General features: G+C 75.9%; 7 protein-coding genes. 2 read left to right on the forward strand and 5 right to left on the reverse strand.

What is annotated here, in order from left to right:
* Positions 1-3 precede the first annotated feature (3 nt).
* The 3 genes from ACFV4P_RS09055 to ACFV4P_RS09065 form a co-directional block, all read right to left on the reverse strand.
* On the reverse strand, positions 4-3009 hold the full coding sequence (locus ACFV4P_RS09055; protein ID WP_380468916.1) for a helix-turn-helix transcriptional regulator: 3006 nt from the start codon (positions 3007-3009) through the stop codon (positions 4-6).
* Between the two features lie 57 nt (positions 3010-3066).
* Positions 3067-3303 (reverse strand): hypothetical protein, encoded by a 237-nt coding sequence (locus ACFV4P_RS09060; protein ID WP_380468918.1) that lies wholly within the window; start codon positions 3301-3303, stop codon positions 3067-3069.
* Positions 3304-3442: 139 nt separating this feature from the next.
* On the reverse strand, positions 3443-6481 hold the full coding sequence (locus ACFV4P_RS09065) for a type 2 lanthipeptide synthetase LanM family protein (RefSeq protein WP_380468921.1): 3039 nt from the start codon (positions 6479-6481) through the stop codon (positions 3443-3445).
* A gap of 161 nt (positions 6482-6642) precedes the next feature.
* On the opposite strand from ACFV4P_RS09065, the gene ACFV4P_RS09070 reads away from it, so the two are divergent.
* Positions 6643-7449, forward strand: a complete 807-nt coding sequence (locus tag ACFV4P_RS09070; RefSeq protein WP_380468924.1) for a BTAD domain-containing putative transcriptional regulator — start codon at positions 6643-6645, stop codon at positions 7447-7449.
* Positions 7450-7666: 217 nt separating this feature from the next.
* Positions 7667-7873 carry a DUF397 domain-containing protein gene (locus ACFV4P_RS09075; protein WP_380468926.1) on the forward strand — a complete coding sequence of 69 codons (207 nt, stop codon included), beginning with the start codon at positions 7667-7669 and terminating at the stop codon, positions 7871-7873.
* Positions 7874-7935: 62 nt separating this feature from the next.
* Here ACFV4P_RS09075 and ACFV4P_RS09080 read toward each other — a convergent pair whose 3' ends face one another.
* Together ACFV4P_RS09080 and lanKC are read right to left on the reverse strand one after the other, a co-directional pair.
* Entirely contained in the window at positions 7936-9213 is a 1278-nt protein-coding gene (locus tag ACFV4P_RS09080; protein WP_380468928.1) for an MFS transporter, read from the reverse strand.
* On the reverse strand, positions 9210-11948 hold the full coding sequence (gene lanKC / locus ACFV4P_RS09085; protein WP_380468930.1) for a class III lanthionine synthetase LanKC: 2739 nt from the start codon (positions 11946-11948) through the stop codon (positions 9210-9212). Before lanKC ends, ACFV4P_RS09080 begins: the two co-directional genes overlap by 4 nt.
* Positions 11949-12330 lie beyond the last annotated feature (382 nt).

The raw sequence follows: 12330 nt of genomic DNA on the forward strand, positions 1-12330 counted from the left end.
ACGTCACGGCGAGGTGACCCGGGCCGCCCAGGTGGCGAGGGCGGCCCGGTTCGGCTGGTCGGCCTTCTCCAGCAGGCTGGCCACGTGCTTCTCCACCGTCCGCGGCGAGATGCTGAGCCGGGCGGCGATCTCCTGGTTGCCGAGCCGCTGCGCGACCAGCAGCACCACCTCGTACTCGCGCACCGTCACCCGCCGTCCGCGCAGCGGCTCGGGGACCTGCTCGGTGCCGGTGCGCCGCTGCGGGACGCTCGCCCCGGCCTCGCGCAGCAGGCGGCGGCAGGCGGCGCCGACGGCCGGCACGCCGGCCCGGTGGAAGTACTCCTCGGCGCTGCGCAGCCAGAGCACCGGCTCGCCCCAGCCGTCGGCGAGCGCGGCCTCGGCGACCAGCCGCAGCCCCAGGTGGCGGGCCATCTCGAACGGGCGGGCCGCCCGGGCGGCCTCCGCGACGGCCTCGGCGGCGGCCCCGGCCTGCCCGGCCCGGCCCAGGTGGACGGCGTGCGCGAGCCGTTCGAACTGCCGGTTCCAGGCCAGCGTGGCAGCGTGGTCGGCGGCCGTCCGGGCGTGCTCCTCGGCGGACTCGGCGCCGGCCAGCGCGCGCAGCAGCGGGTACAGGCCGTGCGCGCCGTTCAGGTAGAAGACGGACGGGTGCCGGGCCTCCCAGCGGCGGGCCAGGTCGAACTCGGCGAGGGCCAGCGCCCGGTCCTCCTCCAGCAGTGCGCAGACCGCCCGGCAGTTGCCGTGGGCCAGCGGCAGCTGTAAGGAGTCAGCGCCGTCCCAGCGGTCGAACTCGGCCAGCACGTCGGCCATTTCGGTCCGCCGGCCCTGGTGGGCGGCCACCATCGCCCGGGTCAGCAGCAGGAACTGGTGGTGGTCGACGTTGCGCAGTCGGGCGCTGGCCTCCAGGCCCTGGTCGGTGAGGGTCCGGGCCCGGGCGTAGTCGCCGCGCAGCACGGCGTGCATGGCGAGCGTCGCCTCGGCGGAGCGGACCAGGTCCAGCGCCCCCAGGTCGACCGCCGCCCGGTGCGCCCGCTCCAGTTGGACGGACTCCCCGATCTGCATGAACTCGTTGACGCCGAGCCGGAGTTGGGCGTCGACCTGCCAGCCGGGGAGCCGGTGCCGGGCGGCCAGGTCGAGCAGTCTGCGCAGGCAGGCGTCGGCCCGGTCGAAGCCGTTGCGGCGTTCCAGCAGGGCGAGCAACTGCCAGGCCTGGCAGGCGACCTCGGTCAGCCCCGCGGCCTCGGCGCGTTCGGCCGCGCGGCGGGCCAGCCGTTCGGCGACGGCGGTGCGCAGCTCGCCCTCCGGCAGCCCGCCGTCCGGCACCTCGCCCGCCGGCAGCCCGCTGTCCGGTGCCGCGCTGCCGACGCCGGCCAGCGCGAGGTGGGCCTCCACCACCTCCAGGGCGCAGGTCCGTTCCGGGCCGGCCGCCGGGCCGAGCAGGGTGCGGACCAGGGCGGTCTGTTCGGCGGCGTCTGCGAGGCGGCCGGCGGTGGCGGCGGCCCGGGCCAGGCGCAGGTGCAGGGCGGCGGTGCGGTCGTCGCCGAGGGCGGCCGGGCCGCCCAGCGGGAGCGTCCGGGCGAGGTCGCGGGCCTGGTCGAAGCGGCCGCTGTCGGCGAGGGCGTGCACCAGCTGCTCGCGGATCGCGCTGGCGGCGGCCGTGGCGGCGCCGTCCCCGCCGACCAGTTCCAGGGCGCGTTCCAGCAGCGCGACGGCGGACTCGGTCGCCCCGCTCTGCCGGGCCTCCTCGGCGGCCTCGGCGAACAGTCGGGCGGCGGCCTCCGGTTCGCCCGCGGCCTGCCGCAGGACGGCCACCAACTGCCGCCACTCGCCGGGCAGTCCGGGGTAGGCGCGTTCCACCTCGCCGGCCGCGCGGCGGGCGATCGCGGCCCGTTCGGCGGGCAGCAGGTCGGCCAGCAGTGCGTCCGCGACCATCGCGTGCCGGAACTCGTACCGGTCGGCGACCGGCCCGCTCGGCGACAGCAGCCGGGCGTCGATGCCGGCCCGCAGGTGGATCAGCAGGCTGCGGTCGTCCAGGCCGGTGACCAGTTGCAGCACCGGCAGTGCGAAGCGCCGCCCGAGGACGGCGGCGACGTTGAGCATCTCCCGGCCGGCCGGGTCGATCCGGGCGGCGCGCTGCACGACGCTGCGCACCACCGTGGTGGGCACCTCGATGCCGAGGTCGCCGAACACCTCCCAGCCCCGTTCGGGGTCGCGGCGCAGCGCCCCGGCGGTGACCATGCCGGTGAGCAACTCCTCGATCACGAACGGGTTTCCGCCGGCGTCCCGGACCACCCGCTCGGCCACGGCGGCGGGCAGCGCGCCGGGGGCGGCGGACAGGCAGGCGGCGGCGAGTTCGGCGGTCTGCGAGTCGTCCAGCGGGTGCAGGTCGAGCCGCCGGGCCTGCCGGCGGGCGGCGGTGTCGAGCGCCAGGTCGAGGGCCGGTCCGGGGTGTTGACGGAGCGTCGCGACCAGCAGGACGGGCAGGCCGTCGAGGTTGTCGATCACGTAGTCGAGGACGGCCAGGGTCTCCGCGTCCGCCTCGTGCAGGTCCTCGACGATCAGCAGGCAGCCGCGCGGCGGCCGGTCCGGGTCGGCCCGGCCGACCGCGCCGAGCAGGCGCAGCAGCGCCTCCGCGATGTCGGTCAACGACGGTGGTGCGGCCGGACGTTGCTCTCCCCGCCAGTCCGGGACCAGGGCGGCCAGCGCGGACCGGTACGGGGCGAGGGCCGGGTCCTGCGGGGGCCCGCTCACCCGGAACAGTGACAGCAGCGCCTCGGCGATCGGCCGGAACGGCACCGGCGCGCCGGCGCTGCTGCCCCGGCCGCGGAGCACCGCCATCCCGTCCGCGACCGCCCGGTAGGCGCAGTCGGCGGTCAGCCGGGTCTTGCCGATTCCCGCTTCGCCGCCGACGAACACCGCACGGCCCATCCTCCGACGGGCGTCGATCAACCCGTCGAGCAGGACCCGAAGTTCCTCGGCGCGACCCACGACATAGGGCGAGGAGGTGAGCATTCACGCAGGCTAGCCGCCCGCGCCGTCATCGGGCCATGGGGACTTTTCGCACCCCGGTCAGTCCTCGGTGAACGAGAGGGAGGTGAGGGTGGACGGGGCGGTCGTGTCGTTGGTGCTGATGTCGAACGTGCCGAGTTCCGGCGCCACCCATCCGGCCAGCACCAACGCCCGCCGCATGCGCGGGAGTTCGGTTCCGCGCAGGGCCGGGACGATCTCGCCGGCGGGGTGCGGCGTCCGCATGTCGGCGCCGAACTCGGAGATCTCCCACGGGGCGACGAGGGTGGCGGTGGTCATGGTGGTCCTCCTGGGTGGCGTGGTGAACGGCATGCCGGGTGGGGCTGCCGTGGCGGGAGTGTCGTCCGACGGATCGTCGGAGCGGGGGAGGTGCGGAAGTGTGGCGACGGCTCGCGGCCGGGATCGGCGCTGCGGGCGGTCAGCTGCGCGGGGGCTCCAGCAGCAGGACGCAGGGCACGTCCGCGGGGTGGGCGAGGCGCAGCAGGGTGTGGCCGATGCCGGCGAGGCCGGTGAGCAGTCCCGGGGTCGGGATGCCGGACGGGGTGGCGCAGCGGGGCCCGGCGTGGTCGAGCTCGCCGAGCAGGGCGGCGGCGCGGGTGGCCGCGCAGGTCGGGTGGCCGGTGAGCAGGAGTTCCAGGGTGGCGCTGTCGCCGTGCAGCAGGCTGTGGTCGGCGGCGGGTGCGACGGGCACCGGGGGCCGTGCGGTCCCGGGGGTGTGGGCGGCGGCGAGGCGGGCGGCGGGGCCGAGCACCCGGGCGGGTGCGGGTCCGGGCAGCGGGATGCTGCGTCCGGTGGCGGCGTAGCGGTGCAGGGCCCAGCGGCGGTGCGCGGCTCCGTCGGGGGTGGGGTCGGGGGTGGCGGCGAGCCGCTGGGCGCAGTGGTCGGCGGCGGTGGCGGCGGCCGGGTCGCCGGTGAGCCGGTGGACGGCCAGCATGGCGGCCAGGCAGCCGGCGTCGCCGGAGAGCAACTGCCCGTCGGGGTGCGGGTCTTCGAGGGGTGCGGCGTTCGCGGCGCGGGCGGTGAGCCGGACGGCCGCCCCGGTGGCCTCGGCCAGTGCGCCGGTGTCGTCGAGGTGCAGGGCGTCCAGTCGGGCCAGCCCGTAGGCGATGCCGGCGAGTCCGGTGAAGCCGCCCGCGCCGACGGCGTCGAGGTGGGCGGGGTCCTTGGCGAGGGCGTCGAGCAGCGGGGGCAGGGCCCGGACGGCGCGGCGCGCGGTCTCGGCGTAGCGGGCGGTGCCGGTGAGGGCGGCGAGCTGGGCGAGGAACAGTGCGGTGCCGAGGTAGCCGCCGTCGAGGGCCGCGCCCTGCGGCATCAGGGCCCACTGGCGGTCGGTGATGGGTTCCAGGGTGAGCCAGTTGACGCGGCGCCGGTCGCCGTGGGCGTGGGCCAGGATGCGGTCGGCGAGGTCGCAGGCGGCGGCGAGCAGCCGGTCGGGGTCGGGGGCGACGGGCGGGCGCGACTGTCCGGGCGCGGCGGCCGGTGTCGAGCCGGGTCCGGCGGACCGGGTGGCCAGTGCGGCGCGGACGATCCACTCCTGGTCGTAGAGGTCGGTGCGGTCGAGGGCGGCGAGCCGCTGCCGGGTCCGGTCGACGCCGTTGTCGGCGGCGGCCGGGCCGCAGGGGCGGCCGTCGGCGTGCAGGCGTCCGTCTCCGGCGGTGGCGGTGAACAGTGGGATGTCGCCGCGCCAGAGTTCGGCGTGTTCGGAGGCGGCCAGCGGGCGGCGGTGCGGGTCGTCGGCGGACTCGCGCCAGAGCAGGGCGAGCAGCCGGTCGCGGTCGAGGCCGTCGCGCAGCGCGTCGGGGTGGGTGGACTCCTCCAGCAGCGTCGCGTACCGCCGGGTGGGGCGGACCACGACGCGCACGGTGTCGTCCGCGAAGTTCTCCAACGGGCCGCCGGGGGCGGCGAGTCGGGGGGCGGCGTCGACGAGTGCGCGGTAGCCGGCGCGGAATCCGGCGACCAGTGACTCGGTGTACTCCTGCGGGTCGACGTCCGCCCCGTCGAGCCGGGGCCGGTTGTCGGCCCGCCGCAGCCGGCCCTGTTCGCGCACCAGCCGCATCCGGTCGGTGCCGGCGTCCGCCCAGCCGGGCACGGACATCGGCAGCGGCGCGCCGTCGTCCCCGCCGAGGCCGGAGATGTCGAGTGCGCCGTGCTCGCCGAACACCGGGAACGGCAGCAGCGAGATCCGCTGCACGGAGTCGGCGAGCACGCGCCGCGCGGGGTCGTCGCCGAGCGGCTCGGCCGGCGCCTGGTCGGGGTGGAACAGCGTCTCCAGGTCCACCAGGACGGGCTGGTCGGCGGCGGCGATCAGGTTCTCGTAGTGGATGTCGGTGCCGCCGAGGACGTGCAGCAGCGCCAGTTGGACGCCGAGCCGCCGGTAGAAGCGGTCCACGCCGTGCCGGTCCGCGCACGGCCCGGCCCCGACGAACTCCAGCCAGCCGTAGTCGCCCCGGTCCAGCACGGTGAGCGTGCGCAGCGCGGCGTCCGGCACCGACTCGGCGAGCAGCCGCAGCAGTTCGTTCCAGTGCCGGTGGACGGCCAGCGGGCGCGGCTTGTACACGGCGTGCCGCCCGTCGGCGAACTCCAGGACGGCCACCGTGCGTCCGTGGGCGTGCCGGTCCCCCGCGCCGGTCCGTACCCGGACCAGCCGGCCCGGGTCGGCGTCGGCGAACAACTCCTGTGCGAGAGCTGCCCGGTCGGCGGTGAACCGGCCCGCCAGTTCGGTCCAGGCGGCCACCGCGTCCTGGCAGCAGTGCGCCAACAGCCGTGCCAGCACCGGGTATTCGGTGAGCAGTGCGGCCAACCGCTGCGGCGTCCGGGCCTGTTGGACGAAGTCGTCGAACCGTTCCTGGCCGTTCGTGCCGCGCAGGGCGCCGCCGATCCGGGCCACGTTCAGTTCCAGCACCAGCGTCCGGTCGGCGACCCGCACCAGCCGGGACGTCAGGCTGCACTCGAAGTCCCGTTCCAGGTTCGGGAGTTCCGCGACCTCGCCGACGGCCTTCCAGTCCGGTTCGGCCCGCAGCGCGGCCAGTGCGGCGGCGGTGAACGGGGCGACCACGGTCGCGAATCCGGCCGCCCACGGCGTCAACTCCTCGGCGGCGCCCGCCGGGAGGGAAGCGGCGGCGACCGCGTGCCGGACGAAGCCGACCCACTCGGGCGTCTCCGCGACCCGCGCCGCCAGGCTCTCGGCCGGCTCGGCCAGCAGCGCCCGCAGTCGGGCGCGGTCCGCGCCCTGGTCGGCCAGCCACTCGTCGAGTCTGCCGTCGAACTCTCCCTGCCAGGCGGCGAGTCGGCGCTCCGCCGGCTCGGCGGGCTCCGTGCGCGGCGCTCCGGCCGAGCGCCCCGCCGGGTGCGGCGGGTGCTCGTCGGCTGCGCCGGGCAGGCGTTCGGTCAGGCTCAACGCCGGTGCCCACCAGGGGCCGTCGCCGTCCCGGCCCCAGGTGGCTGTGGGATCCGTCATGGTTATGAGCATGGCGAGCTGCGGGTTCGCGGACATGGGGGGCGGCCCCCATATTCCCGCGCGCGGGCGGCGGGTGGCCGCCGGTACGTAGGGAATTCGGGGGCGCCGCCCGGATGGGAACGGAGCCTTCCGGGCGTCAGGCTCTTCCCATGGATGCGACCATGACACAGACGACAGTGCAGGTCCTCGGCCCGATGGCGGCCTCGGTCGACGGGACTCCGGTGCGGCTCGGCGGGCCCCGGCCGCGCGCGGTGCTGGCGGCGCTGGTCGCGGCGGGCGACGCGGTCGTCCCCGAGCAGCACCTGATCGACTCCGTCTGGGAGGAACGCCTGCCGGCCAACCCCCGCCACGCCCTGCACACCTGCGTGACCGACCTGCGCCGCGCCCTGGAGCCCGGCCGCCCGGCCGGCCACCCGTCGTCGGTGCTGTGCCACGGGCCCGGCGGCTACCGTCTGCGGCTCGGCCCGGACGCGCTCGACGCCCGCCGGTTCGCCGCCCTCGTCGAGCGGGCCGGTACGGCCGCCGGCGTCCGGCGCCCCGCGGAGGCGCTCGCCGCGGCGGACCGGGCGCTCGCCCTGTGGCGCGGCCCGGCCTTCGCCGACCTCGCCCACCTGGCCTTCCTCGACCCCGAGCGCTGGCGGCTGGCCGAACTGCGCTGTACCGCACGGGAGATCCGCGCCGCCGCGCTGCTCGCCCTGGACGCCCACCACCTCGCCGTCACCGAGTGCGCGCTGCTCACCACCGAGGCCCCGCTGCGCGAGTCCGGCTGGGCCCTGCGGGCCCGGACCCTGTACCGCAGCGGCCGCCAGGCCGAGGCGGCGGCCGTCCTGCACACCGCCCGCCGCACCCTGCGCGACGAGCTCGGCGTCCACCCCGGGCCCGAACTGGCCCACCTCACCCGGCGCGTCCTGGTCCACGACCCGACCCTCGCGGCGGAGCCGGCGTGGGCGGTCAAGCAGCCCGCCTGACGCCGCCCGCCTGACGCCACGAGGGCAGAGGCCGCAGCATCCTCCCACGCCCGGACCGCCCGGGCACCGTTTATGCCGATGATCGGACTTCCGGGCGTCCGATCTTCCCCCGACCGGTGTTTCGACATGTCCACGTCCCTATGATCTCCTCAGATCGACGGACCCTTCCGGCTCCGTGGATCGCCATACCGAACGCCGAGTTGGAGGAGCGACCCCCATGAGCAGGACCACCGACGAGCTGACCTGGCGCAAGTCGAGCTACAGCGGCGGCTCCGGCGCGTGCGTCGAGATCGCGGTGCCGAACACCGCGACCACGGCCGTCCGGGACTCCAAGGACCCGAGCGGCCCGCAGCTGCGCTTCTCGAACGAGGCCTGGGCGGCCTTCGCGACCGCCGCCGCCGAGGGCGTCTTCGGCACCGGCTGAGCCCCCGCCCGCAGCGACCGACATCGAGGACCCCTGCCGCCGACCGGCGCCGGGGGTCCTCGTCACGCGGTCGGGCCGGCCGGCTCCGGCGGCTTCACGTCCAGGCTCCGCCGGCCCAGCACGACGGCCGTCAGCGCCACGCCGAACAGCGCGGCCACCACGGTCAGCGCCGCGCCCGCGCCCGCCGACTGGAGCAGCGCGCCGGCCGCCAGCGGGGCGAGCGGCTGGAGCGCGCTACCGATGAACGAGGTGGTGCCGGTGACCCGGCCGTACACCTCGTACTCGACGACCAGCATCGTGGTGGTGCCGAGCGCCGCGCCGACCACGGGGGAGAGCAGCAGGACGGTGGCGAGGGCGGCCGCGGGGCCGAGCTGGCCCCCGCTCAGCACGCCCGCGGCCAGTGCGGCGAGCAGCCGCAGCGAGGCGGTGGCCGCCATCAGCCGCCACAGGCCCCAGCGGCGGAACGCGCCCGCCGCGAACAGCGAGCCGAGCAGCCCGCAGACGGCAGCGGCGCTGAACGCCAGGCCGGTGCCCCCGCCGGCCGCGTCGGGCCGCAGCAGCAGCACGTACATCAGCATGGAGACGGCGAGGTTGCCGGGCACCGAGTAGGCGAGACTGGCCCGCAGGAACGGGGTGCGCCGGATGACGGCGAGGCCTTCGCCCAGGCGGGGCCAGCCGCGCGCCGTCGGGGCGTCCCCGGCGCCGGACGGCAGGCCGCGGACGCAGGCCAGCGAGACCAGGTAGCTGGCGGCGTCCGCGACGAACGGCACCGCCCGGGCCACGCCGAACAGCGCGCCGCCCGCGGCGGGGCCGACGATGGAGGCGCTGTAGCCGCGGACCTGGTTGGCGGAGACCGCCTCGGGCAGCTGGTCGGCGGGCACCAGGGTGCGCAGCATCTTGCCGGCGGCGGGCCCGAACGCGGTGAGCGCGGTGCCGGAGACGACGGTGGTGACGGCGAGCAGCCACAGCGGCGGGCCGCCCGCCAGCGCCCAGACGGCGACGGTGCTGACGGCGGCGAGCCGGGCGGTGTCGCAGGCCAGCATCAGGCGGCGCGGCGCGATCCGGTCGGCGAGTTGGCCGCACGGGGCGGCGGTCAGCCAGGTGGTGAGGAAGCCCAGCGTGGCGAGCACGCTGGCCTTCCCGGGCGATCCGGTGACCGCGACGGCCAGCATGGGCACCGCCAGCACGCTCATGGAGCTGCCGAGTTCGGAGGTGAACTGGCCGATCCACAGCCGTCGGAACATCGGGTTCGCACCGACCAGCCGGAACCGGCGCAGCAGGCGCCGGTTCCGGTCCGGTCGTACGTCGGGCGCAACGTCGGCCGCAACGTCGGTGGTCACGGCAGCAGTCCGTCCACGGTGAAGTGGAAGTCGGTGCGGGTGCCGGGGCGGGCGAGGCGCAGCCGGTCGAGGAAGAGCGCGATGCCGATCGAGCCGGTGGCCAGGTCGCAGCTCTCCCGCAGGGCCTGTTCGCCGGGGAAGCCGACGCCGCCGGGGATTTCGCCGTCCTGTTCGATCCGGCTGAGCAGGATGCCGTCGGCGACCCGGCGGGCTTCGTCCAACCACCGCTGTTCGCCGAGCAGTTCGCCCGCGTCGAGCAGGACGTTGCCGAGTCCGGCGAGCCCGTGCGCGAGGTGCGGGAAGACGGCGTAGCGGCGGGCCGAGTCGAGCAGCAGTTCCTCGGCGACGGCGGCGAGTTCGTCGTCGGGCCGGGCGGCGAGGTAGCGGACGACGGCGACCGAGACGCCGGCGGTGCCCTCGTCCCAGTAGTTGCGCAGGATGGTGCGGCCTTCGGCGGGCCCGCCGTGGGACGGGAAGGCGAGGGTGCCGCCCGGGAGGGGGCCGGCGTGTGCGAGGTCGTGGCCGAGTGCGGCGCGGCCGAGGGTGTACCAGCGTTCCTCGCCGGTCGCGAGGTGCAGGTAGAGCAGGAACAGGGCGATGCCGCTGGCGCCGTGGCCGTGACCGAGCCGGACGCGGAGCCGGTCGTCGCCGGCCGTCGCCTGCGGCCAGTGCGGCCCGTCGGGGCCGTGCACGGCGGTGGCGGCGAGGTGTTCGCCGTCGGCGACGGCGTCGGCGAGCAGTTCGGGGTCGTGCTGGCGGTGCCACAGGTGCAGGGCGGCGAGGCCGTGGCCGGCGGTGCCGTGCAGGACGCCGGGCAGGGCGTGCCGCAGCGGGTGGCGGCGGGCGGAGGCCATCAGCGCGCGGGCGACGGCGGGGTGGCCGAGCGCGTCGAACGCCCAGGCCAGGCCGGACTGGCCGAGGTACAGGCCGGGCGGGTACGCGGCGGGGTCGACGTCCTTGGACAGCGTCCAGCCGAGCAGCCGGTCGGGCACGCTGCCGCGCAGCCGGTGCAGGCCGTACAGGATGCCGGTGGCGCCGTAGGCGAGGGAGAGCGGGTTGGTCTGGTGGACCAGCGGGTTGCTGGGGAACAGCCGGTCGGCGCGCTGCGCGTCGGCGGCGGCCTCGATCTCGGCGGCGATGCCTTCGACGGTGGCGGCGAGGTCGGCGTCCCGGAGCCCGGGCACGGCCTCGGGGTCGCGGTAGCGGCGGGCGGCGGGCTCGGCGAGCGGGACGGGGGACGTCCACAGCGCCGGGTCGTCGAACGGCAGGGCGTCGATCCGCTTCAGCAGCTCGTCCGGGTCGAAGTCGCCGTCCACGGCCTCCGGGGCGGTCAGGTCCCTGATCAGTGCGGAGAGTTCGGCGGGCAGCGCGAGGTCCTCGGTGAACGCGTCGAGGAACCGGTCCTGGGCGGGGCGGTGGAAGCCGGTGATGTTGTTGACCACCATGATCGAGGAGAAGATCAGCGCGCCGAGGCAGTGCCAGTCGTTGGCGCGGTCGTAACGGTTGGTGGCGCGCAGCCGGGGGCTGGCGAGGCCGACGGTGTGCACGCCGAGGTGCGGGTCGACGCCCTCGCGGACGGCGGCCTCCAGGTCGAGCAGCACGGCCCGGCCGTCCTGGGTGATGTGCACGTTGGTGTACGAGAGGTCGCCGAGCAGGATGCCGCGGCGGTGGGCGGCGGCGATGCCTTCGGCGATCTGCCGCCACACGTCGCGCTGCGTGCGGTAGTAGGCGCGCAGGCTGTCCCCGTCCAGCTTGCCGGTGATCACGGGGTTGGTGGTGATGCAGTGGCGGCTGTAGTGCGGGCCGTCGATGTACTCCTCGACCAGGAAGGCGTGGCCGCCCTCGTGGAAGAAGTCGAGCGGTTTCACGTAGTACCCGGTGTCGGCGAGCTCCGACAGCACCTGGTACTCCTTCTCCAGCACTTCGACGGCCGCCCGTCCGGGCCGCCCGACCAGCACGCCCGGGCGGGCCTCCTTGAGCACCACCTCCGCGCCGGTCTCCCGGTCGGTGGCCAGGTAGACGCCGCCCCGGTTGCCGAACATCAGCGCGGACGTGGGCAGGTACCGCCCGTTCAGCGCGCTTCCCCCCTCGGCCTCCTCGGGCGGGAACGGGTCGGTGACCCACGCCGGCGACTCGAAGTACGGGTTGCGGACGTCGGGGACCAGGGTGCCGTCGGGGGTGGCGATCATCAGGTCGTTGATGCCGTCGGCCCGCAGTCGCTTGATCGCGGAGAAGCCGCCGTAGCGGTAGTAGACGGCCGTCGAGCCGGGCCAGCGCCGGTCGGAGAGGATGTACGGGCCGCTGCGGCCTTCCAGCGCTTCGGCCAAGTCCTTGCCCACCGCGTGGAATTCGGCGTCGTCGGCCGGATAGATCGTGATGAACTTGCCGCTGGCGGTCCGGGAGAAGGTCTTGCCGCTGGTCAGGGCCACCGACCACGGGTCGATCAGGAACTTGAACGCCGCCTTGTGCGCGAACAGCACCGGCAGGGCGAGCCGCAGCACCTCCTCGCTCTCCGCCGCCTCCGCGGTGACGTGCAGCTTCCACCCCTGCGCGGGGGTGTTGCGGCCCGGCGGGTCGGCCATGAACCACAGGCCGCGCCGGCGGGTCGCCCAGCCGTCCGGGACGAGTTCACGGAAGGCCGCGAGGTGCGCCGGGTCGGGGCGGCGGCGGTCGGCAGTCTCGTACCAGCGGCGGTCGAACTGGAGGTAGTACTGGAGCGATTGCCAGGAGAGCACGGGTGTTTCCCTTCCGGACGGATGGTGCGGAGGCAAGGGGTGGGCCCCGGCGGCAGCGCTTCGCCGGGGCCCGGGAGACCGCTTCGGTCAGCAGCTGTGCGAGTCGCAGGACGAGAGGCTGACGGCCTCCTGGTCGTCGATCGGGCGCTCGTCGACGACGATCATCTTCTGCAGGTTCAGGACGTTCGCCATGGTGTGCTCCTCTGTGGTGTGTACTTCGTCCGCCCGACCGGTCGGCCGGCGCGGTGCGGCGGCAGTGCGCCGCCGGATTTCGGAAGACCTGTGCGGGTCAGCAGCTGTGCGAGTCGCAGGACGAGAGGCTGACGGCCTCCTGGTCGTCGATCGGGCGCTCGTCGACGACGATCATCTTCTGCAGGTTCAG

Source organism: Kitasatospora sp. NPDC059795, assembly GCF_042732175.1.
GTDB lineage: Bacteria > Actinomycetota > Actinomycetes > Streptomycetales > Streptomycetaceae > Kitasatospora.

Excerpts from the sequence above, each read along its gene's own strand:
- ACFV4P_RS09060 (WP_380468918.1), bottom strand. The coding sequence starts at position 3,303 with ATGACCACCGCCACCCTCGTCGCCCCGTGGGAGATCTCCGAGTTCGGC.
- ACFV4P_RS09070 (WP_380468924.1), top strand. The coding sequence starts at position 6,643 with ATGACACAGACGACAGTGCAGGTCCTCGGCCCGATGGCGGCCTCGGTC.
- ACFV4P_RS09075 (WP_380468926.1), top strand. The coding sequence starts at position 7,667 with ATGAGCAGGACCACCGACGAGCTGACCTGGCGCAAGTCGAGCTACAGC.
- ACFV4P_RS09055 (WP_380468916.1), bottom strand. The coding sequence starts at position 3,009 with ATGCTCACCTCCTCGCCCTATGTCGTGGGTCGCGCCGAGGAACTTCGG.
- ACFV4P_RS09065 (WP_380468921.1), bottom strand. The coding sequence starts at position 6,481 with ATGACGGATCCCACAGCCACCTGGGGCCGGGACGGCGACGGCCCCTGG.